We start from the raw sequence: 22,020 nt of genomic DNA, 5'->3' as shown, positions 1-22,020 counted from the left end.
TTCAAACCAATGACGATACACCCCTTGATGCGCATAGGCGCTCTCTTATTGATGTTTCTTTGCCTTGATTTATCAACGGCTCATGCACAAGCGGCTGATTCCTTGCAGGAGGGCAAATATTCGGGTAATTTCCGCGCGGGAAAGCGCCACGGACGCGGTACCTTCACTTGGCCCGATGGTAGCACCTACGTTGGTATGTGGCGCAACGGACTGATGGAGGGGCGCGGTACATACACCGGCAAAGATGGGACTACTTACACAGGCGACTGGCTGCAAGGCAAACGCAACGGTTTCGGAACTTACACATGGCCCAATGGCGACCGCTACGTAGGACGATTTATCAACGATAAACGCGATGGGGAAGGTAAACTGACTACAGCAGACGGCGGCTCGCACGAGGGTAAATGGTTGGCAGACGAACCCAATGGCTACGGAGTCCGTATCTGGGCGAGCGGAGCCAAGTACATGGGCGACTGGAAGCAAGGCAAGCGCCACGGACGAGGCGTGATGATCTACCCCGACGGGCGCATAGATCAGGGCGACTTTGCCAACGACAATTATATTCCCTGTAAGTGTGCAGATTCGTTAATAACAGTAGAGACTGCCATTGAGCGCTCAGATGCCGTTTTTCACGGGAAAATTACAGGATTTATAGACATGGGCGCTAAGAAATATGCTATTTTTGATGTTATTCAACTTTGGAAGGGAATCGTTTTGCAAGACCGCAACTTATACGTGGAGATAGGCTTCGGTTCTTGCGACTGGCTTTTTTTCAAAGGCGAAGAATATCTGATCTATGCCACTGCCAATGCAGATTATACCTATACAACCAGTACCTGTACCCGCAGCGACCTGATCATTCGCGCTCGGCATGATCTGTCAGTGCTTGCAAGATTAGAGTGCGTGAAAAATCGTGCGGTGGACGTGCGGACAGGCAGTTTTTCAAGCACCACTGCGGCTTCCGTTTGCGGCTGCGACGGTATGACCTATCGCAACGCTGCCGAAGCGCTGCGCAATGGCATCTCGCAGTGGAAAGCCGGACGCTGCCAGACGCAATAAACAGGCTAATGGTCGTTTGTGCGGAAGGTTAGGACTTATGAAAAGGTTAATGTGTGGTTTTTTTTCATAAGTCCTGCCATCTCTGACCAGCGCCATGATTCTTTGAATAATTTTATTTTTGACTACATGAGGAGGCTGTCCAAAAAGTACACAGGCTTTAGTCTGTGCTACGTTCATTCTTTTTGGACAGCCTCAGAAAAAGGGCAGAGATGATTTCAATACTGCCAATATGCCATCCTTACGACCCGAACTATGCTCAAAAGGTGCTATACCACAATAGCAAGCCGATTTTTTGCCAAACTGAATTCTGTAACCCCTCCGTATAGCAACCAATAAAGCAATATCTGCCTGTAGCCTGCGTTGAGTTTATATGGTAATAGTTTCGCCGATAGCAGGCAATAGCAGTTCTTTACCTTTGGCAGCGAAATGTGCCTTTGCCTTTGCTGTATCAATTTCGATGGGCGGAAAGGTATTATAGTGAATGCCCATCACTCTATTGCACTGTACAAAGTCGGCGGCGATGGCTGCGTCTTCATAGCCCATCGTAAAGTTGTCGCCGATAGGTAAAAATGCTAAGTCTAACTTGGGACAAGTCATTGGTATAAGTTGCATATCTTGTGTAAGGGCGGTATCGCCGGCAGCGTAGAAGCAGCCTGCATCGCCCCAGATAACGAAGCCGCCGGGATTTCCGCCGTTGCTGCCGTCGGGCAGGGTGCTGGAATGCACCGCATTCACATATTTCACTGTTCCAAAGTCAAAATTAAACTTGCCTCCGTGATTCATCGGATGTCCTTTCTTAAGTCCTTTTTCACTGAACCATGTAACGATTTCAAAGTTAGAGATCAGGGTCGCATCGGTATTTTTTGTGATAGCTTCTACGTCGAGCATGTGATCTTGATGTCCATGTGTAACGAGGATGTAGTCTGCTTTAATCTGTTGCCAGTCAATATGTGCCGCCAGTGGATTGGCAGAGATGAAAGGGTCGAACAAGAGATTTTTGCTTCCAAATGCTACCAGAAAGCAGGAGTGTCCGAAATAAGTGATTTTCATAGTAACAGCGTTATGTTTGAAGATTGAGTATAAAGTTAAAATAGTGGTGTGCCATCCATTTGGGCAGGTTGCGCTATGCCCATAAGTTTTAAAATGGTGGGAGCAACGTCGGCTAATTTGCCGTCTTGCAGGCTGATTTTTCCCCTTAATGCGTCATCTGCCAAAATGCAAGGCACTAAATTGGTGGTGTGCGCCGTGTTAGGCGTGCCATCGGGGTTAATCATGATGTCGGCGTTGCCATGGTCGGCAATGATGATAGCTGTATAGCCGTTTGCAAGGGCTGTTTCCACCACTTTTTGTGTGCAAGCATCCACCGTTTCGCAAGCCTTGACTGCCGCTTCAAAAACGCCCGTATGCCCTACCATGTCGGGATTGGCAAAATTGAGGCAAATAAAATCGGCGCTGCGGGCTTGCAGTTCGGGAATAATTGCATCGCGGATGTCGGCCGCGCTCATTTCAGGCTGTAAATCGTAGGTTGCAACCTTGGGCGAAGGACACAAAATCCGTTTTTCCCCCACAAAAGGCTCCTCTCTTCCACCGGAGAAAAAGAAAGTAACATGTGGGTATTTTTCGGTTTCTGCAATGCGGATTTGGGTTTTGCCTGCCGCTGCCAGTACTTCGCCGAGCGTGTTTTGCATGTTGTCGTCTTCGTACATGACTTGTACGTCTTTGAAAGTATCGTCGTAGCGCGTCATGGTCAGATAATACAATTTCAATGGCTGCATGCCTTGTTCGGGGAATGCCTGTTGGGTCAGCGCCAGTGTGATTTCGCGCCCGCGGTCGGTGCGGAAATTGAAACACAGCACTACGTCGCCTTCGGCAATAGTAGCCAGCGGCTGTCCTTTGGTATCGGTGCAGATAATCGGTTGGATGAACTCATCGGTAACGCCTGCAGCATAGGAAGCGCGGATGCCTTCTGTAGCTGAAGCAAATTGATCACCGATACCGCGTACCATTGCATCATAGGCAAGTTTGACGCGTTCCCAGCGCTTGTCTCTGTCCATCGCATAGTAACGACCTGTAACAGAGGCGATTTTGCCCGTCGTACTTTTCAGATGCTCGTTTAATTCGTCTATGAAACCCAAGCCCGACTGTGGGTCGGTATCGCGCCCGTCGGTGAAGGCATGTACATACACTTCCGAAAGTCCATATTTGTGCGCCGCTATGGTCAGCGCTTTGAGGTGGTTGATATGCGAGTGGATGCCGCCGTCGGAAACCAGCCCGATAAAGTGAACTTTCTTATGATTGGTTTTCGCATATTGAAACGCCTGTAACAGCACGGGATTTTCCTGCATGGTGCCGTCGGCAACGGCTTTGTTGAGTTTTACTAATGTTTGGTTGACCACGCGCCCCGCGCCGAGGTTCATATGCCCCACTTCGGAGTTGCCCATTTGTCCTTCGGGAAGGCCGACGGCAAGCCCTGAGGCTTGGAGCTTGCTATGCGGATAGCGCGCCCAGAGGCTGTCCATAAAGGGCGTTTTAGCCGCATCAATCGCCGAAGCGGCTTTATTGATGGCAATTCCCCAGCCGTCCAGAATGATGAGAATGACTTGCTTATTCATACCCAAATTTATGGATATTCCTGAATCACGCAGGAAAGATTGGTACAAGTTTTTCAAAAATCGGATGGCGGAAGGGTGTGATTACTCTACCCGAATTTCGATAGTTGTGCTTATGCCTTTGTCGTCGGTGCAGGAAATTTTGCGTCTGCCGGGTTGTGGCGTGAAAAATACAGCTTCTTGGGGGCGCGCACGTCGGTAAAATTTGTCATCAATGTACCAAAAAACCTCGTTTACGTCGTTGGCTACGCGGCAGGAAAGCAACAGCTCGATGTCGTTGCTGTCGGCGCGGAGGTAGCTGCGCCCTTCAACAGGTGAGATAATCGCGGGCGGCTGTCGGTCAAATACCCTCGTACAGGCAGGATTGTGCGGCGGAATTGCCTCGAAGCGGATACCTGAGGAAGTCAGAAAGGCAACCATATCGGGGGAGTGGTTGGGGAATCTCCGCCGCCCAAACTGTCCGTTGGCAGGCAGGCAGTGGGAGCAATAGCTCATTTTTTCATCAGCGGATACAAAAACGGGCTTCAGATGCTCACAACGCATGGCAGGCGAAACACCCGGAATGTACCAGTCGCTTGTGAGTTGTGTGCAGAATTCGGCAGGCGGCAATCCGGTTTCGATGCAGATGCTGCGTTTTTGCAAGCCTTTGGGCTGCTCGAACCACTTTAAGGGCTGATTGAAGTCAATGGCATTAAAAAGTCTGAACAGCAGCGGGGTAGCCACGCCTGCGCCTGTCAGTTCGGGCGAGCCGATGCCGCTGAAGTTGCCCAACCAAACGGCGATCGTATAGCGGGAATTGTACCCGATGCTCCACGCGTCGCGCCGACCGTAGGAAGTACCTGTTTTCCATGCAATTTTGGGTACATGCGGGTTGTGTTCGTAGTCCGAGGGCAGTTCGGGGCGCGTTACCTGCGTGAGTATTTCATTGACCATGAAGGCAGCTTCGGGGCTGATAACCACTTCTGTTGCTGATTCCTGTGCTTGCGGGATGAGTTGCAGCGGCGCAAATCGGCCTTGATTAGCAAAGGTTGCATACAGTCCTGCCATTTCCCATACACTAACCCCGCAGCCCCCTAAAGCAAGCGAAAGCCCCAGTTGCTTTTCTTGACGGCTGATGTAGGTGAATCGGGCATTTTTCAGTGTTTTGATAAGGCGATTTACCCCCAACTCGTGCAGCACCTTAACGGCAGGCACATTGAGCGAGTAGGCAAGCGCCTGCGCGATGGTGACATATCCATTAAACTTTTGGTCAAAATTTTCAGGCGTATAGCCGTTAAAATCTACTGGAATGTCGGAAATGACAGTTTTTGGGGTCAGCAGTCCGGCATCGAAGGCTGCGGCATAGAGTATCGGTTTGAGGGCGCTTCCCGGCGAGCGAATGGCGCGGATACCGTCTACTTGCCCTGCATGCCTGTCGTCGTTGAAATCTTGCGAGCCTATATATGCCAGCACCTGCCGCGTGCGGTTATCTACGATCAATACGGCGGCGTTATGTACGCCTATCTTGGCCATGCTTTTGCTATAAGTGGCTGTAATTTCGGCAGCCTTGCGCTGCATATCGGCGTTGATGGTAGTTGTAATATTGGCATCGGCAAGGGCTGCTGTGCGGTGTATGCGCAGCCCCAAATGTGGGGCAAGTGCCGGCAACTGTTCCCGGGTAGCTTCCAATGGTTCGCGGAGCGCATCTTCTATAGCTTCGCGGTCGAAAATCTCGTCATCGCCGAAAATTCGCAGCCAGCGATTGCGCTCTTCTAATAGCTTGTCGTTTTGCTTACCTATCGCAAGTGAGTTGGGGCGATTGGGTACAATCGCCAGCGTTACAACCTGCGCAAGGCTTAGTTTGTCAGGCATCCTGCCGAAATAGAGTAGCGAGGCAGCTTTTACCCCCTCCACGTTGCCGCCATAAGGCACTAAGTTGAGGTAGAGTTGCAAAATTTCTTCTTTGGAATATACCCATTCCAATTGCAGGGCGCGAAAAATTTCAATTATTTTATTGGTATAACTGCGTTTTTTGGGTTCTAAGAGTCGGGCTACCTGCATCGTAATTGTAGATGCGCCTGAGGTAGTTTTGGCGCGGATAATATTTTTGGCAATCGCTCGCAAGATCGCCAGCGGATTCACGCCCGGGTGATAATAAAAAAAGCGGTCTTCTTTATTGATGAATGCGTGGCGCAGGTCGTGAGTAATTTCGTGCAACTCGGTTTTCATGCGCCATTTGTCGTCCGGGCTGAGGTAGGCTTGCAGCAGCGTTCCGTCTTGTGCCAGAATCATCCGCGAGTAATAGATCCGATCGGGTAGCGGAAAAGCAAGATGCAAAACAAAAAATAGCAGCCCAAGCAAGCCAAACCCTGCCAGTACTTGCCATAGGCGACACAACGAAGGATGGGCCAGAAAAGTAAGTAGGCGGTTTCGCAACATGGAACTAATCTCTAGTCTGTGCGAGTAAAATATCAGTTGCAGCGGCTGTTATTTCCTCCAATTGCCGGAAAGCCTCTTCTGTGCTTTCCCCATTGCGCATGCGCTGTAGAATATTGCGTAGGACATTCTCTATGCGGCGCGCCGACAGACTTTGCAGTGTCGGTTTTACTTTGTGCAAAAGTGCATCCATTTGGGCAGTGTCTTGCAGGCTGATGCAGGTGTACACTTGTTCGGGCAACTGCCGGAAGGTTTTCAGATAAATGTTGATCAATTCCTGTTCAAAAGAGGGATCGCCCATAGCAAAGTCTGCAATTTTATCAGGCTGTATGATGCTTGCTTCACTTCTACAACTGCGCGAACTCCTAGAAGGCGTTTGATTGCCTGCGTCGAGTTCCACCAAACTAAAATCGGGCGGCAGATAACCGAGCAGTTTCTGGTACAACTCTTCGGGATAGAACGGCTTGCTGATGTAGTCAGTCATTCCTGCTTGTGCTACTTTGTTGCGCACATCGCCCAGTACGGATGCTGTCAGGGCGATGATGGGAACAGGGGGAAGCCCCAGCTCCTGTTCTCTTTTCCGAATGGCGATTGTTGCTTGATAGCCATCCACCTCAGGCATTTGCAAGTCCATCAAAATCAGGTGGTAAGATTGCTGGCGCACGGCTTGAATAGCTTCTAAACCATTGATGGCTATGTCGGGTTTGATGCCCCATTTTTCTAAAAACTTGGAGGCAACAGTGCGGTTGGTTTCATTGTCTTCTACGAGCAACACCTGCAAACCTTCAAGTGAGATTTTTTTACCGCGTCCAATATTCTTATAGCCAATGCTAGGGCGTTCGTCTGTTTTTTGGAACGCAAGTTCAAAAAAGAAGCAAGAGCCTTTGCCTTCTTCGCTTTCCAACTCGATACAGCTGCCTTGCAATTCCAACAAGCGTCTGACAATAGCAAGCCCTAAGCCCGTTCCGCCGTATTTGCGCGTAGTATCGCCCGCTGCCTGCGTGAAGTAGTCAAAAATGCGAACGTGCTGCTCCTTAGGGATGCCTATACCCGTATCTGTAACGGAAAAATGCAGGCGGATATGTTCGGCAGATTCGTGCTTCACGGTGATTTCCAGCACTACTTTGCCCTGTTCAGTAAATTTGATGGCATTACTGAGCAAGTTGGTGATGATCTGGTTGAGCCGTATCGGATCGCCTTTGATAAAGGGAGGAATGCCTCGATCTATGCGCACCCTGAAGCCGATGCCTTTTTCCTCTGCTCGCGGGTTGAAGATATTTTTGGCAGAAGCGATCAGTTTGTACAGGCTAAAAGCTGTATGTTCAAAAGTGATTTTTCCGGCTTCAATCTTAGAAAAATCTAAAATATCGTTGATGAGCACCAATAAATTTTCGGCAGCAAAGCCGAGTGTTTGCAGGTATGGCACTTGTTCGGGGCGCGGGTTTTCGTCCATGAGCAGGTGTGTCATGCCTACTACTGCATTGAGCGGCGTGCGCAGTTCGTGGCTTATGGTCGAAAGGAATGTTTCCTTTGCCTTCATCGAACGCAGGGCCTCTTCTCGTGCTTGTATTAACTCCTGCTCAAAGGCTTTTCGCTGATCAATATTACGCGAGGTGCTTTGGATCTGCACCAATTTACCCTGCGGATTGAAGACTGCCTTGGCAATAGTCTCAAACCAGCAGTAAGTGCCGTCGGAGCGTCGGATGCGATATTCGATGGCATCTGTCCGTCCGTTGCGGATCAGCAAGCGGTGGTAGCGAGCCAGTTTGATCCAGTCTGCCGGATGTACGAACAGGTGCGGAGAAAGCGAGACCATTTGCGAAGGCTCGTAGCCCAGCAAATCGGAAACCGACTGCGATACATACTGAAAATCGCCGTTGGGACAATGCACGCAAATCAGATCCTGTGCATTTTCGGAAAGCAAGCGGAAGAGATTTACACTCGTGCGCAACTTCTCTTCGGTGAGCTTGCGGTCGGTAATGTCTTTGGGGTGGATGTAGATATAGCCTAATTCGGGCAGCGGTGTGAAATTGAAACGGTAGAACCGATTGCCAATCAGCATCTCTGTTTCCGAACTAAATCCTTTAGCAAGGTTTTCCAGCAATTGCTTGCCTTCTTCTTTGGCAAATAGGCTGTTCAGGTAGGGCTGAAAGATCTGGTGTTTCTCGGAAAAACCGATCATATTGCCCTGAAAATCAATGCAAATGAGGTTTTCGGTAAGGTTGCCGGGCAACAACTCAACCTCGTTGGAGCGATTGTTGGGCAGCCCGTAGAATAAATAGCCGCCACACTGTTGTCGGGCAACTTGGAGGTAGAAATACTTCTTGTTGCCCATCGTATCTATCATTGCCAACTGCATAGGACGGCTATAGCCCGAAGTGGGCAAAAGTGCTACCAGAATATCGGAAGAAATAGCACTGAGGCGCGTCAGAAAAGACTGACCAATGCTCTCCTCGGCGGTGTAGCCGGTTGCTTTAGTTGCGCCACTGCTCCAATGTGTCATTGCCCACTGCTCGTTGGTCGCAATGAGGATATGCGCATCCAATAGCGTAAATAGCGCTCCAATATCCAATCTACTTATGTCGGGCATCAATACCATGAGGCGATATTTTTCAGCTTTTCTAATGCAATAACGATATTTCTGCACAAAGGAGCATGAATGGATACACAAAAAAATCATACCAGTTGCGATTGCAGTTGCAAAGGTGCGCCATGTGTTTGGCGAATCAGTAGTGCGGCCGCAGCAGGCATCGCGCGAAAACTGCTTACAAGCATTTCTGTAAGCAGGGGCGAGCCAAAGAAACGCTGGATCTGTCGCCCTGCCCATAGCCTTCTTGCAAAGAGTTGCCTCCACTGTTTTTGGTATTGGCTATAAAGTTCGTCGGTGCTGAGGCTGCCACTTTCGCATTGCAAGAGCAGGTCAGCTAACAAAGCGCCGCTGTGGATAGCCATTGCCATGCCATTGCCGCATAGTGGAGTAATCATGCCTGCCGCGTCGCCACAAAGCAAAATACCGTTTTCTACCAACGTTTTAGGCGCAAAAGAGACCTCATTGATCACTTTGGGGGCATCGTAGAGCATTTCTGCCCGTAAAAAAATTTCTTTCAAAAATGGATTCTGATGTAAGTTTTGCCGCTCTAGTTGTACGATTGTACCATATTTTCTGATTTGATCACGTGCTACTAAGTAGCACAGGCAGCACTTGTCGTCCTCAATTCGCGAAATGCCGCAATAACCATCTTTGAAATTATGCAATGCAATCAAATCTTGATTATGTGCAATTTTTACATGGTATTTTACACCAACATAAGGCGAGCGTTGAGTAAAGAAATGGCGCTTGAGTTGTCTGTCTATGTTCGAGCGCTTGCCGTGTGCAGCAATCGCCCATCGTGCCTGCCATCGTTGCCCGCGGTTGTTAACAGCTACGAATTGCTGTTTGCCAATTCGTTCGATCTGTTCCACCGAACAGCGCTCTACGATTTCTACCCCGTTTGCAGTGGCTATTTCCGCCAGTTTAGCATCCAGCAGAAAGCGGCTGATGCCAAATCCTCCGCTTTCCAAAGGTATCTCAAGCCATTTTCCGGCGGGAGAACTTATTTGCAGGCGGCTGATTGGGACAGCACCCCATGCAAAAGGATCTATGCCGATACTTTCGAGGAGGGGCAAAGTTTCGTTGGAAACATATTCGCCGCAGACCCTGTGCAAAGGATAGCTGTTTTTTTCGAGCAAAGCAACCTTTAGACCTGCTTTTCCGAGCAAAATAGCATTGATAAGTCCGGCAAGCCCACCTCCGATAATTACAAAATCGTACATTCAGCGAATAAAATTTATCTAAGTAATATTACTCACAAGATTGCAGAAAAGCTAATATACAAAAGCGCTACTTTTAACGTTAGTAAGATGTACAAACATTTTAAAGTTTATCCCTTATGACTAACTGCTACCGTGTTGTAATCAAAGTTGTTTTGCTTTGTGTTTTGTCTTGTTATTTTTCTGCAGCACAAGCGCAATTTATAGACGATCCGCTCAAAAAGCCTGCACAATGGACAAAAGTCCGTCAAAATCCCGATGACTTGGAAACATGGTGCAACTATTACGGCAAAAAATGGGTTCTGATGAGCCAGACCGAGCAGCAGCAGATACTAGAATGGAAACATCAGCTACTTTTACAAGATATTGCCGACAAAGAGGCTATTATTACTTCTGCCTCAGCTAATACATCAACTGTTTCTGCTGCTAAACTACCGGCCTCCTCTGACCTACCCAGAGCAATCGCAGACATGGAAGGCATGATCCGTGAGGAACACAAAGGACTCAACGAACTGCGGAGTAATGTCCATGAAAACTTTGTGATACTGGAAGATATGTACCGCGATATTTTCAAAGAGCTTGGCGTTACGTATATCCCTTATGAAAAGCGCTATCCAAATGGCGACTACAGCCGGATTAAGTGGATTGAAGAACAAGAAGCGCAAATCAAAATGTTGAAAGAAAATAAAATCAGGCAGGTGAAGAGTAGCCTATCGAATGCGCGACATTAATAGATCAAGACCTTGCAAGATAGAACTTACGTTATACCATAAACCTTACGCTAAAACCTTTGGGCTTTGCTCAAAGGTTTTTTTCTTTGGGGTGGGCTATCTTTATGACCCGTAAAATCAATACAACAAAATACTTCGGAAATGAAAAAAAATACATGGATGTGGGGATTGCTGCTGTGTTTAGCTGCTTTCCATGCCTCAGCTCAAAAAAAATTGTCCGTTGATGATATCTATCGAAATGCTTCGCTGCGCGCCCGTTCGGTAGATAACGTGAACTGGATGAAGGATGGCAGGTATTACACTGCCCGCAAAGACAACGACATTATCCGCTACGATGTAACTACCGGTCAGCCCGTAGAAACTATCCTGGCAGGTAACAGTTTAAATATCTCTTACGATAATTATGAATTCAGCGCCGATGAGCGTAAACTATTACTCACAACCGACTTTGAGCCAATTTATCGCCGCTCGTACAAAGCAGAGTTTTATGTGTATGACCTTGCTGCCAAATCGTTGGCGCAACTTTCTACAGGGGGCAAGCAGTCGTATGCTACATTCTCGCCCGATGGCAGCAAAGTAGCTTTCACGCGCAACAATAATCTGTTTTTCAAAGATTTAGCATCGGGAAAAGAGACAGCGGTTACCACTACAGGTAAATTCAACGAATTGATTCACGGCAGTGCAGACTGGGTATATGAGGAAGAATTCAGCATGGCAAAAGCATTTGAGTGGTCGCCGGATGGTAGCAAGATCGCTTTCATCAGCTTTAATGAAAGCAACGTGCCTGAGTTTAATATGCAGATGTGGCTGACTAATGCGCTTTATCCTACTGACTACCGGTTTAAGTATCCTAAGGCGGGCGAAAGTAACTCGATTGTCAGTGTTTCTGTGTACGATCTTGCATCGGGTGCAACTACGGCTGTCAATATAGGTGAAGAAACGGATATTTACGTGCCTCGCATCCAATGGACGAGCATTCCTAATACACTTGCCGTGTTGCGCATGAATCGCCTGCAAAATAAAATGGAGCTGCTTTATGCCGATGTAACTACAGGTGCTACGCGAGTTATCCTCGAAGAAAATAGTAAAACCTATCTGGAAGCTGAAAACTTTGACATGATGGTTTACCTGAAAAATGGTAAACAATTCATCTGGGCAAGCGAACAGAGCGGCTATAAACATTTGTACTTGTACAACAACGATGGCAAACTCGTGCGTCCGCTGACGCAAGGCGACTGGGAAGTAGATAAATTTCTCGGCATTGACGAAACGGCAAAAGTTCCTGTGATCTATTACACTTCTACGGAAGTTTCGCCTTTGGAGCGCCACTTTTACCGCATCGGATTGGACGGCAAAAACAAGCAGCGACTGACCGCATCGGCAGGTTCTAACCGGATCAACCTGAGCCACGACTTCAAGTACTATTTCTGCTACAACACAAGCAATCAGGTTGCGCCCAATGTAAAACTCTATCAAGTCAATGGCAATAAATTGGTGAAAGTATTAGAAGAGAATACCGAACTACAAAAGGCTGCCGCCGATTTCAGACTCTCGCAAAAGGAGTTTTTCACCTTCAAAACGGCAGATGGAACAGTGTTGAACGGCTATTTTATCAAACCGCCTGATTTTGATGCAACAAAGCGCTATCCCGTGTTGATGCACGTGTACGGCGGCCCCGGCTCGCAGCAGGTGTTGAACACTTATGCGAACGGAACTAATGACCTGTGGCACAACATGCTGGCTCAGAACGGTTATTTGGTTGCCTGTGTGGATAATCGCGGAACAGGCGCTCGCGGTGAAGCCTTCAAAAAAATAACTTACGCTAATTTAGGCAAATACGAAGTTGCAGACCAGATCGAAGCGGCAAAATATTTAGGCAGCCTGCCTTATGTGGACAAAGAGCGCATTGGTATCTGGGGGTGGAGCTATGGCGGCTATATGAGTTCCCTGTGCCTGCTGCTGGGCAACGATGTGTTTAAAGCAGCTATTGCTGTTGCGCCCGTGACCAACTGGCGGTTTTACGACACGATCTACACCGAGCGCTTCCTGCAACGCCCGCAGGACAATCCGAGTGGTTATGACGACTATTCGCCTGTTACTCATGCCAATAAGTTGAAAGGCAAGCTACTCCTCGTACACGGCACGGGCGACGACAATGTTCATTTTCAGAATGCTGTTGCGCTCCAAAACGCGCTAATCGCCGCTAATAAACAGTTTGATTCGTTCTACTATCCTGACCGCAATCACGGCATCTACGGCGGCATCACCCGCATCCACTTGTACCAGATGATGACTGACTTTGTGCTTAAGAATCTGTAATGCGATTTTTACTTATATTGATTGGCACAAACAAATAAAATCCAATGATGAAAAAACTTGCATTATGGAGCTTGACTCTGCTGATAGCGGCAGCGGCAAGCGCACAAGAAAAGCCTAAGCCTGAAGAAACTGAGGTTTGGGAGCCTGAACCCAAAGTAGTAACTGCGCCGGGTATGGGCAAAGCTCCTTCAGATGCCATCATATTGTTCGATGGCACCAACCTTAACGAGTGGGTAAGCGCTAAAGACGGCGCTGCGCCTAAGTGGGAGGTAAAAGACGGAGTAATGACTATTGTACCCTCTACGGGCGATCTACTAACGAAGCGCACCTTTGGCGACTTTCAACTGCATTTAGAGTGGCGCTCGCCCGACGAGCCTAACCGCAAAGGACAAGACAAAGGCAACAGCGGCGTGTTTATGCAAGACCGCTATGAGGTGCAGATTCTGAACTCCTACGAGAACCGCACTTATTCCAACGGGCAGGCAGCCAGTATCTATAAGCAAAGCATTCCTTTGGTAAACGCTACCTCAAAGCCTGGTGATTGGAATACCTACGATATTATTTACACCGCTCCGCGATTCCGCCAAAATGGCTCGTTGGAGCGCCCTGCTTACATTACAGTAATTCACAACGGAGTAGTAGTGCAGAATCATGTAGAAATTCATGGAACGACCGAGTATATCGGTGCGCCTAAGTATATTGCGCACGGCAAGGGGCCGATCCGCCTGCAAGACCACAGTAACCCAGTAAGTTTCCGCAACATCTGGATTCGGGAAATGTAACAAATAAGTATTCCCAATTTTTGGAACGTTGATACAGGCGGATAGCACAGATTTTCACTATCTGTGTGTCCGCCTGTATCCGAGCGATCCATACTTTTTATTCTATTAGGCGTTCTCTTTCGCAGAAACTGATGCCCATTTGTGATAGTTCTGTCAATACAGGCTTATAAATCTCTTCCATTACGGGTATTTGTACGCCTGTGAGTCGTATCTTATTTGCCAATAAAAGTTTTGTAGCAATACCTAGTGGCAAACCTACTGTTTTTGCCATAGCAGTATGGTGGCTATCGTCGCCAAATACTACCAAATTAGATACGAGTTCAAAGTTGCCCTCTGCCTTGTGGTACTCGAAGGCGTGCTGCAAAATGATCATATCCCGATCGCCTTCTGCTAACTTCCATTTTTTCTCCAGCAGGTGTTGCAGGATTTGAGCTGGGGTAGCTTTTTCCAGTCCTATTTTATTATGACTGAACAGTCCGAGCCATTGAATTTTTTCAATCAGTTCTGACTTAGGCGCTACGTTCATCATTTTAGCGAGTTTTTCTTCTACTAGATAGGTGCGGCTATATTGCAGGAACATATTGGTAAACTCGCGATAGGTAGTTGTGGCAGAGTTGTCAATAATAATTTCATCATCTGTCATTCCAAGTTGTACAAAAGTATTCCAAGCGGCGCAATAACCTTTTTTACGCAAAGTTCCGCGCAGAATGGTCGGAATTTGTCGCAGACCATAAAGCTCGCGGTAGATAATAGAATCACGGTTGGGGTATCCTTCGTAGTCGCCTAGTCCTTCTACATACACATCTTCCGTATGGCTGAAAAGACGGTGATAAGGAACATATTTCGGCTGCCCGTTGATCATATATTTGGCCGTTCCTTTACCTGCCAGCACCACATTGCGTGGATTCCATGTGAATTTATAGTGCCATGGGTTGTTGTCGTACTCGGGTGCTACCAGCCCCCCTGCATAGGAGCGGAAACTGGTAATAACGGCATCTTCCCGATGGAGTCTGTCTATGATTTGCATGGCGGACATGTGATCAATGCCCGGATCAAAGCCCATTTCATTGAGCAGCAGAATGCCTTTTGCCTGTGCCTCTTCATGCAGCTCCCGCATTTCAGGCGATACATAGGAAGCCGTTAGGAGCGGTATGCCAAACGCTACACAGACTTTGGCAACCGTCATATGTGCCGTAGGAGGTAAGAGCGAGATGACAACGTTTGCATCCTGTACGATGCTCCGGCATTGCTCCTGATTATTCCCGTCCAACGAGATCGCTTTTGCGGAGGTATTATCGCCACCATTGGCAATAATTTTGGCATGAGCTGTTTCCTGAATAGCATCTGCGACAGTGAGCCTGTAGCCCTCGCTTTGGCAGAGTCGCAATAAATAATTAATCAAGACATCGGAAGAACGGCCTGCGCCCAGCAAAAGGATATGTTTCATGGTAGGAAAAAGAAAAAATCTATCTTCATGCAAAGATAAATTTTCCTGATGAGAGTTTGTACAAATAGCGCTACTCGTCTTTCAAGGCAACAACCGGATTAACGGCCGCTGCTTTGGCGGCAGGAATAATACCTGCCAAAGCCCCGAAATAACCAACATTGCCAATGCTGACAATGCAACAGTCATGTTCACCTCAGGATTGGCAAAAAATTCGCCTTCGGCTTCAAATTTCTTGAATAGAAAGTTAATCAGTTCAATTAAGCCAATGCCGCACATCAGGCCGACATAGCCCGCTACAGCAGTAATCGCGATAGATTCCTGCACAATCAGGCTGACGATGCTCCATGAAGTAGCGCCCGACGCCTTGCGGATGCCGATTTCTTTGGTGCGTTTCCGAACCACGATGAGCCATCGGCGAGGATGATTTTAGGTTGGCTAATCAGGGCGCGGGCAATAGCAACGCGCTGCCGCTGACCACCCGACATCTCGTTGGGGCTGTGCTCTGCCCAATCGCGCAAACCGACCATGTCTAAGTATTCCAATGCCTTTTTGTTGCGCTCTTTGTGGCTTACCTGCTGCTAGTACAGCGGCAATGCTGCATTTTCCATCGCATTTTTGAAGTTCAGCAAGTTAAAGGACTGAAAGACAAAGCCGATGAAGCAATTGCGATAATAAGCGGCTTTAGTTGCTGGCAAGTTTTTTATCAGCGTATTGTTCAGGTAATATTCGCCTGTGTCGTAATCATCCAGAATCCCCAGAATATTAAGCAGCGTGGACTTGCCAGAACCCGAAGAACCCATGATGGATACAAGTTCGCCTTCTTCAATAATAGCTTCCAGACCTTTCAGGACATGCAGGCGGCTGTTGCCTACCGAGTAGTATTTGTGGATGTTGTTGAGTTGGATCGTAGCACAGGCGCTTTTTGACGTAGATTTAAATACTAACTGCCAAATGCAGTACCAAAAGCGATAAGGCGTTGATAAATAGCACTTTAACAGCTACTTTATCTGCGCAAATTCATAGATGAACACCTGTGCGTACATTATAGAACAACAAAAATAGGCCGTCCAAAAAGGAAGGATGTAGCACAAACTTCAGTCTGTAACTATTTGATTATCAGGTAACCAAAAAAATAACAGACTAAAGTCTGTGTTACTTTTTGGACAGCCTCTAAGAAGTACCCAGGGCCGGGGTCGAACCGGCACGGTATTGCTACCACTGGTGTTTGAGACCAGCGCGTCTACCGATTCCGCCACCTGGGCGAACAGTGGCACAAAGGAAAAGTTAAATTTTGGTTAATACAAGTGCGTCCTACAAATTTTTTTTTGCGCTTAATTGCTTTTAGATTTGCTCACATTCCTGACTGATATGCGTAAAATACACAAGATACTGGTAGCTAATCGCGGTGAAATCGCTTTGCGCGTGATGCGCACGGCACGCGAAATGGGCATTCAAACCGTTGCTGTTTACAGTGAAGCCGATCGCAATGCGCTGCATGTGCGCTTTGCCGATGAGGCGGTTTGCATTGGCCCGCCGCCTTCGGCCCAGTCTTATTTGTTGATGGATAAACTCATCGAAATCAGTTTGCAACTCAATGTAGATGCTATTCATCCGGGCTATGGTTTCCTATCGGAGAATGCTGCTTTTTCGCGCAAAGTGAGCGAGGCAGGTCTGATTTTCATTGGGCCCTCGCCCGAATCTATCGAGATGATGGGCAGTAAACTCTCAGCTAAACTGGCTGCCAAACGGTACAATATTCCGCTGGTACCGGGTACAGAAGAAGCTATTAGCGATATTTCTGCAGCTAAGCAACGCGCCGCAGCAATCGGCTACCCTGTCCTGATCAAAGCCAGCGCAGGCGGCGGCGGCAAAGGGATGCGTCTGGTGCATAACGAGGAAGAGTTCGAAGAGCAAATGAACCGCGCCATCAGCGAGGCACAGGCAGCTTTTGGCGATGGGGCTGTTTTCATTGAGAAGTTTGTAACTGCGCCGCGCCATATCGAAATTCAGGTATTGGGCGATAAACACGGTCATGTAATCCACCTCTTCGAACGCGAATGCTCCATTCAGCGTCGCCACCAGAAAGTGATCGAAGAAGCGCCTTCTGCCGTGCTGACTCCCGAAATTCGGGCAGCAATGGGCAAATGTGCGGTAGATGTAGCCCGTGCATGTAACTACTACGGCGCAGGAACGGTCGAGTTCATCGTCAATGATAAATTGGAATTTTACTTCCTTGAAATGAATACGCGTTTGCAGGTAGAACATCCTGTAACAGAGATGATTACGGGTGTGGATTTGGTGCGCCAACAGATCCTCGTTGCCGAAGGTCATCCGCTGGAAATCCGTCAGGAAGATCTCCAAATCAAAGGCCATGCGATCGAAGTCCGCGTGTGTGCAGAAGATCCTGCTAATAACTTCCTGCCCGATATTGGCAAATTACACACCTACGTGCGCCCGCAAGGCCCGGGTATTCGAGTAGATGACGGTTTTGAACAGGGCATGGACATTCCTATTTACTACGATCCGATGATTGCCAAGCTGATCGTTCATGCGGAAGATCGCAGCAAAGCTATCGCCAAGATGCTACGCGCCATCGAAGAGTACCAGATTACAGGCATTCAAACAACCTTAGGCTTTTGTAGCTATGTACTCAACCACGAGGCATTCATTAGCGGACAGTTTGACACCAAGTTTGTAGAAAAATACTTCAGGCCGGAAGTATTGCAAAGCGTCCACAAGGCTAAGGAAGAACAAATAGCTGTGGCCTTGGCTGCCCTTCTGCTGGAGCAAAGTGAAAATAAACCTGCCGTAGTAGGACGAACTGTGCCGCAATTAGCGGTTGCGGGCAAGTCGGCATGGAAGCGCCGCGCGAAGTTGTAGTCATACGCAAAAATTTTTGGGGTGAAAACCCTGTACATTAACCCATCGAGCGTCGCGTAGATACGACGTTGCCCAATTCCTTCGCAATTTCAACGCGCTGTTTTGCTAATTGGCTGTAGGAGTGCAGTTTAAGGATTACTTCAGCCTCGTCATTTGCCTTTTCAGCGCGTTTGATTTCGGCAAGAGTTTCTAATTCTAACTTTTCTATAAATTCTTTTTTCAATCGCAGGATGTTTTCATAGACTGCTACGGGCAATTTGTCTGTTTCTTTAGGAACGTAGATGTCGTGCATTAGTTCCCAGTTGGGACTGATCTCGTGCCGCTCTTCGGTAATACTTGCCACCATCTCCACAATATCGGGTGGGCCATACCTGATAAAGTATTGTACGTCAGGCTCTTCGCCTTGTAAAGTAGCATCCTTGTACATTTCCAACGCACGACGATACAGCGGCGTATGAAATTCTATATCATCAATTTCGTGTAAAAGATATTGCCATAATTTGAGGTCTTCTTCCAAAAAATATTGACCATAGTTGAGCAATAGGCGAATACTTTCCTGCTCGTGCCGGTTGACAATAGTAGAAATACTATGCTGGAAGATCGGAGTTCCTGTAACAAACTCGTCCGGTAGCTGATCGCTCGTGCGATAATCTTCATAAGGCTCATCGGGTAGGGGAGGCAAACGATCATCTGCCGGATGTGGCGGTTCGTAAGGTGCTTTTTGCTGTTGTTGCTCGCGCTCCCGTTGGCGCTGCTGTGCGTTTTTCCAAAGCGTTTGCCCAAGTTCGGCTACCAGTACCTCCTCACTGACCTGCAACAAAGTAGCGCACTGCTTCACAAACATTTCCCGCTTGATCGCATCAGGCACTTTGGCAATACTATTGACAATTTCGCGAATTGCTTCTGCTTTTTTGATAGGTTCATCGGCAGCATCTGCAATCAGGGTCTGTACTTTGAAGCGAATAAAGTCAGTTGCTTTTTCGTTGAGGAAATGGCTGAAGGCTGCGCTACCCTGCTTCTTGATGAAACTATCCGGGTCGTCGCCTGCGGGAAATACGACTGCCCGCACGTTCATGCCCTGCTCCAGTAGCATATCAATCCCTCGCAGCGATGCTTTGATCCCTGCCGCATCGCCGTCGTAAAGTACAGTTACATTGTCGGTAAAGCGCTTGATGAGCTTGATTTGTCCCTCTGTGAGCGAGGTTCCCGAAGAAGCCACCACGTTAGCAATGCCCACCTGGTGCATGGCGATCACATCCATATAGCCCTCTGTCAGGTAGCAATTATCGGCTTGCCGGATGGCTTGCTTGGCTTGAAAAATGCCATATAGCACTTCACTTTTCAAGTAAACTCCCTCAATTTCAGGCGAATTGAGGTACTTAGGTTTGTCATCGGCTTTGAGGGTGCGCGCTCCAAAGGCAATCACTTTACCCGCTAAATCGTGGATAGGGAACATCACGCGCCCGCGAAAACGATCGTAGCGCTGTATCTTCCCTTCGCTTTCCTTCACGACTACCAAACCTGTTTTTTCCAATAATTCGGTGCTATATTGCTGCTTGGTAGCTGCCTGTTCCAGCGCATGCCAGTCGTTGAGGCTGTAGCCCAGTTCAAAAGTCTCGATACTCTTTAAGTTGATACCACGCTCTTTTAAATAACTCAGGCCGAGAGATTGACCTTCCTGCGACTGCATAAGTTGTGTTCTGAAAAAATTATTGGCAAATCCAAGCACAATGAGCATAGACTCCCGCTGTGTCTTGACTTCTTCGTAAGCCTCGTTTGGCAGGTGTTCTTCTTCAATTTCAATGTTGTACTTCTTTGCCAAGTAGCGCAGTGCTTCGGGATAGCTCAAACCTTCTATGTCCATTACAAACTTGACCGAGTCGCCAGCGGCCCCACAGCCAAAACATTTGTAAATTCCTTTGGCAGGCGCTACCGAAAAAGACGGCGTTTTTTCGTCATGGAAAGGACAACAGGCCCACAGGTTCGCACCTTTGCGTTTCAGCGAAACAAAATCGCCTACTACGTCCTCAATAGCAGCCGTTTCCTTAATGCGGCGAATGGTTTGTTCAGAAATACGCATACTCCCTCTAATATCCGGATTTCTTCCGAGTTCTACCCAATGATACAATGCGCCCCAGCGAGGCAAGATACAATTGAGGCACAACGCTCAATCATTAGATCAAATTAAAATGTGTCGTACCCTGCGGATACTTTGATATTACTTGCTGATTGGCAGCTACTTACACACCTCAGAGGCTGCTACATATTATTTGCATTTTGCCAAACTACTTAAGACAATTCTAAAACTACGAAAAAAGCGCTAATTTCAAGGCTATAAATTTAGTTACTAACACACCTATAGACATGATCAATGCCCTCGAGCGGTTGGGAAAGCAGTTGCAGGGAAATTTATTGACTGATCGCGCAACGCGCATACTCTATGCGACCGACGCTTCCGTTTATCGCGAGATGCCTTTGGCAGTAGCTATTCCTAAAAACACCGAAGATTTAAAAAAATTAATTCGCTTTGCCAATGAATTTAACACCTCGTTAATTCCCCGAACGGCGGGAACGTCTTTGGCCGGACAAGTGGTTGGCAGCGGCATTGTAGTAGATATTTCCAAATATTTTAACCAAATATTGGAGATTAATCCAACGGAAAGATGGGTTCGCGTACAGCCCGGCGTAGTGCGCGACGAGTTAAACATGGCGCTAAAGCCCTACGGACTTTTTTTTGGACCTGAAACTTCCACCGCCAACCGCGCCATGATTGGCGGGATGGTAGGCAATAATTCCTGCGGTTCTAATTCCATTGTCTATGGCAGCACACGCGAGCATGTCTTGGAAATCAAGGCTTTACTTGCGGACGGCAGCGAGGCGGTTTTCAAAGAATTAAGCCTCAACGAGTTTCAAGCCAAGTGTAACGACGACAACGTCGCCAGTCCTTTAGAAGCGGCTATTTATCGGCAAATCAGGGACTTATTATCCAACCCTGACAACCAAAAAGAGATACGCGACAATTTCCCTAAAGCAATTATCGAGCGGCGCAATACGGGCTACGCACTCGATTTGCTGCTGGAAACCGAACCTTTCAGCACGGCAGAGGAATACCGCACCTTCGGACCGTATCAGCAGAAGGCGGCAGCCCCGCCGCCGTTCAATTTCTGCAAACTTATTGCAGGTTCAGAAGGCACGCTGGCGCTGATTACGGAAATTAAGCTCAATACCGTGCCGCGCCCGCCCGAAAAAGTCGGGCTGGTTTGCGTGCATTGCCACAGCATTGACGAGTCGCTGCGGGCGAACATCATCGCTGTGAAGCATCGCCCAAGCGCCAGCGAACTGATGGATCATTACGTGCTGGAATGTACCAAAACCAACATTGAACAACGACAAAATCGCTTTTTTGTAAAAGGAGACCCGCAAGCAATTCTGGTGGTGGAATTTTCAAAAGACACTGCCGAAGAAGTCTTTGAGGCTGCCAATAATTTAATCACTGAATTACAAGAACACGGCTTAGGTTACCATTATCCCATTGTCAGCGGTGCAGATGTCAAAAAAGTTTGGGCGCTGCGCAAAGCAGGGCTGGGCTTGCTCGCCAACATTCCCGGCGATGAAAAAGCGGTTGCTGTAATTGAAGATACTGCTGTTGCTGTAAACGATTTACCTGCCTATATCCGTGAATTTAATGCGATTCTGAATAAATATAACCTATATAGCGTGCATTATGCACATGCAGGCTCAGGCGAATTGCACCTGCGCCCAATAATTAACCTAAAAACCGAAGAAGGTAATCACTTATTTAAAATTATTGCACAGGAAATCGCCACATTAGTCAAAAAATACAACGGCTCGCTTTCCGGCGAACACGGCGACGGCAGGCTGCGCGGCGAGTTCATCGCCCAGATGGTCGGGGAACGCTGCTACGAAATGTTCCGACAAATCAAGCAAACGTGGGATCCCAGAGGCAT

The 22,020-nt window shown here is 47.9% G+C and carries 15 protein-coding genes, 1 tRNA gene and 1 pseudogene; 6 read left to right on the top strand and 11 right to left on the bottom strand.

Features of this window, described 5'->3' with window-relative positions; translation table 11 throughout:
* Positions 1-9 precede the first annotated feature (9 nt).
* Positions 10-1,059: a hypothetical protein gene (locus ACWIP2_RS00085; protein ID WP_448517842.1), complete on the top strand. Its 1,050-nt coding sequence runs from the start codon at positions 10-12 to the stop codon at positions 1,057-1,059.
* Between the two features lie 192 nt (positions 1,060-1,251).
* Here the strand turns inward: ACWIP2_RS00085 and ACWIP2_RS00080 are convergent, their stop codons facing one another.
* The 6 genes from ACWIP2_RS00080 to ACWIP2_RS00055 all read right to left on the bottom strand — a co-directional run bounded on the left by ACWIP2_RS00080 (position 1,252) and on the right by ACWIP2_RS00055 (position 9,896).
* A complete protein-coding gene (locus ACWIP2_RS00080; protein ID WP_448517841.1) occupies positions 1,252-1,392 on the bottom strand; it encodes a hypothetical protein in 141 nt (46 codons plus the stop codon).
* A gap of 33 nt (positions 1,393-1,425) precedes the next feature.
* The gene (locus ACWIP2_RS00075) at positions 1,426-2,109 is read right to left on the bottom strand and encodes a metal-dependent hydrolase (protein ID WP_448517840.1); all 684 of its coding nucleotides are present in this window, start codon (positions 2,107-2,109) and stop codon (positions 1,426-1,428) included.
* Positions 2,110-2,144: 35 nt separating this feature from the next.
* A complete protein-coding gene (gene gpmI / locus ACWIP2_RS00070) occupies positions 2,145-3,671 on the bottom strand; it encodes a 2,3-bisphosphoglycerate-independent phosphoglycerate mutase (protein ID WP_448517839.1) in 1,527 nt (508 codons plus the stop codon).
* An 81-nt stretch (positions 3,672-3,752) separates the two neighbouring features.
* Positions 3,753-6,086, bottom strand: coding sequence for a penicillin-binding protein 1C (pbpC, locus tag ACWIP2_RS00065; protein WP_448517838.1), 2,334 nt, complete (start codon positions 6,084-6,086; stop codon positions 3,753-3,755).
* A 4-nt stretch (positions 6,087-6,090) separates the two neighbouring features.
* Entirely contained in the window at positions 6,091-8,673 is a 2,583-nt protein-coding gene (locus tag ACWIP2_RS00060) for an ATP-binding protein (protein ID WP_448517837.1), read from the bottom strand.
* Positions 8,674-8,759: 86 nt separating this feature from the next.
* The gene (locus ACWIP2_RS00055) at positions 8,760-9,896 is read right to left on the bottom strand and encodes an NAD(P)/FAD-dependent oxidoreductase (RefSeq protein ID WP_448517836.1); all 1,137 of its coding nucleotides are present in this window, start codon (positions 9,894-9,896) and stop codon (positions 8,760-8,762) included.
* A gap of 164 nt (positions 9,897-10,060) precedes the next feature.
* Between ACWIP2_RS00055 and ACWIP2_RS00050 the strand changes: the two genes are divergently transcribed.
* From ACWIP2_RS00050 to ACWIP2_RS00040, 3 genes are all read left to right on the top strand, one after another.
* Positions 10,061-10,624: a hypothetical protein gene (locus tag ACWIP2_RS00050; RefSeq protein ID WP_448517835.1), complete on the top strand. Its 564-nt coding sequence runs from the start codon at positions 10,061-10,063 to the stop codon at positions 10,622-10,624.
* A gap of 141 nt (positions 10,625-10,765) precedes the next feature.
* Positions 10,766-12,943, top strand: a complete 2,178-nt coding sequence (locus ACWIP2_RS00045) for a S9 family peptidase (protein WP_448517834.1) — start codon at positions 10,766-10,768, stop codon at positions 12,941-12,943.
* 47 nt (positions 12,944-12,990) lie between these two features.
* Positions 12,991-13,725: a 3-keto-disaccharide hydrolase gene (locus ACWIP2_RS00040; RefSeq protein ID WP_448517861.1), complete on the top strand. Its 735-nt coding sequence runs from the start codon at positions 12,991-12,993 to the stop codon at positions 13,723-13,725.
* Positions 13,726-13,822: 97 nt separating this feature from the next.
* Here ACWIP2_RS00040 and ACWIP2_RS00035 read toward each other — a convergent pair whose 3' ends face one another.
* The 4 genes and pseudogenes from ACWIP2_RS00035 to ACWIP2_RS00020 all read right to left on the bottom strand — a co-directional run bounded on the left by ACWIP2_RS00035 (position 13,823) and on the right by ACWIP2_RS00020 (position 16,434).
* The gene (locus tag ACWIP2_RS00035) at positions 13,823-15,172 is read right to left on the bottom strand and encodes a saccharopine dehydrogenase C-terminal domain-containing protein (protein ID WP_448517833.1); all 1,350 of its coding nucleotides are present in this window, start codon (positions 15,170-15,172) and stop codon (positions 13,823-13,825) included.
* A gap of 81 nt (positions 15,173-15,253) precedes the next feature.
* Positions 15,254-15,574 carry an ABC transporter permease gene (locus ACWIP2_RS00030; RefSeq protein ID WP_448517832.1) on the bottom strand — a complete coding sequence of 107 codons (321 nt, stop codon included), beginning with the start codon at positions 15,572-15,574 and terminating at the stop codon, positions 15,254-15,256.
* Positions 15,499-16,011, bottom strand: a pseudogene (locus ACWIP2_RS00025) (ABC transporter ATP-binding protein). The gene ACWIP2_RS00030 and the pseudogene ACWIP2_RS00025 overlap by 76 nt, the downstream one beginning before the upstream one ends.
* Before the next feature lie 339 nt (positions 16,012-16,350).
* Positions 16,351-16,434, bottom strand: a tRNA-Leu gene (locus tag ACWIP2_RS00020).
* Between the two features lie 106 nt (positions 16,435-16,540).
* On the opposite strand from ACWIP2_RS00020, the gene accC reads away from it, so the two are divergent.
* The gene (gene accC, locus ACWIP2_RS00015; protein ID WP_448517831.1) at positions 16,541-18,052 is read left to right on the top strand and encodes an acetyl-CoA carboxylase biotin carboxylase subunit; all 1,512 of its coding nucleotides are present in this window, start codon (positions 16,541-16,543) and stop codon (positions 18,050-18,052) included.
* A 37-nt stretch (positions 18,053-18,089) separates the two neighbouring features.
* Here accC and dnaG read toward each other — a convergent pair whose 3' ends face one another.
* Positions 18,090-20,132, bottom strand: coding sequence for a DNA primase (dnaG, locus tag ACWIP2_RS00010; protein ID WP_448517830.1), 2,043 nt, complete (start codon positions 20,130-20,132; stop codon positions 18,090-18,092).
* Positions 20,133-20,416: 284 nt separating this feature from the next.
* Here dnaG and ACWIP2_RS00005 point away from each other — a divergent pair.
* On the top strand, positions 20,417-22,020 hold a 1,604-nt coding region (locus ACWIP2_RS00005; RefSeq protein WP_448517829.1), incomplete at its 3' end, for an FAD-binding oxidoreductase.

The organism is Rhodoflexus sp., assembly GCF_053489755.1.
The sequence above is the reverse complement of the archived record's forward strand: the minus strand, read 5'-3'. Positions and strand labels throughout refer to the sequence as shown.

What these genes read in the sequence shown, in the direction of transcription:
- ACWIP2_RS00085 (WP_448517842.1), top strand. Translation starts at nt 10, where the DNA reads ATGACGATACACCCCTTGATGCGCATAGGCGCTCTCTTATTGATGTTT.
- ACWIP2_RS00075 (WP_448517840.1), bottom strand. Translation starts at nt 2,109, where the DNA reads ATGAAAATCACTTATTTCGGACACTCCTGCTTTCTGGTAGCATTTGGA.
- gpmI (WP_448517839.1), bottom strand. Translation starts at nt 3,671, where the DNA reads ATGAATAAGCAAGTCATTCTCATCATTCTGGACGGCTGGGGAATTGCC.
- pbpC (WP_448517838.1), bottom strand. Translation starts at nt 6,086, where the DNA reads ATGTTGCGAAACCGCCTACTTACTTTTCTGGCCCATCCTTCGTTGTGT.
- ACWIP2_RS00060 (WP_448517837.1), bottom strand. Translation starts at nt 8,673, where the DNA reads ATGCCCGACATAAGTAGATTGGATATTGGAGCGCTATTTACGCTATTG.
- ACWIP2_RS00055 (WP_448517836.1), bottom strand. Translation starts at nt 9,896, where the DNA reads ATGTACGATTTTGTAATTATCGGAGGTGGGCTTGCCGGACTTATCAAT.
- ACWIP2_RS00045 (WP_448517834.1), top strand. Translation starts at nt 10,766, where the DNA reads ATGAAAAAAAATACATGGATGTGGGGATTGCTGCTGTGTTTAGCTGCT.
- ACWIP2_RS00040 (WP_448517861.1), top strand. Translation starts at nt 12,991, where the DNA reads ATGAAAAAACTTGCATTATGGAGCTTGACTCTGCTGATAGCGGCAGCG.
- ACWIP2_RS00035 (WP_448517833.1), bottom strand. Translation starts at nt 15,172, where the DNA reads ATGAAACATATCCTTTTGCTGGGCGCAGGCCGTTCTTCCGATGTCTTG.
- accC (WP_448517831.1), top strand. Translation starts at nt 16,541, where the DNA reads ATGCGTAAAATACACAAGATACTGGTAGCTAATCGCGGTGAAATCGCT.
- dnaG (WP_448517830.1), bottom strand. Translation starts at nt 20,132, where the DNA reads ATGCGTATTTCTGAACAAACCATTCGCCGCATTAAGGAAACGGCTGCT.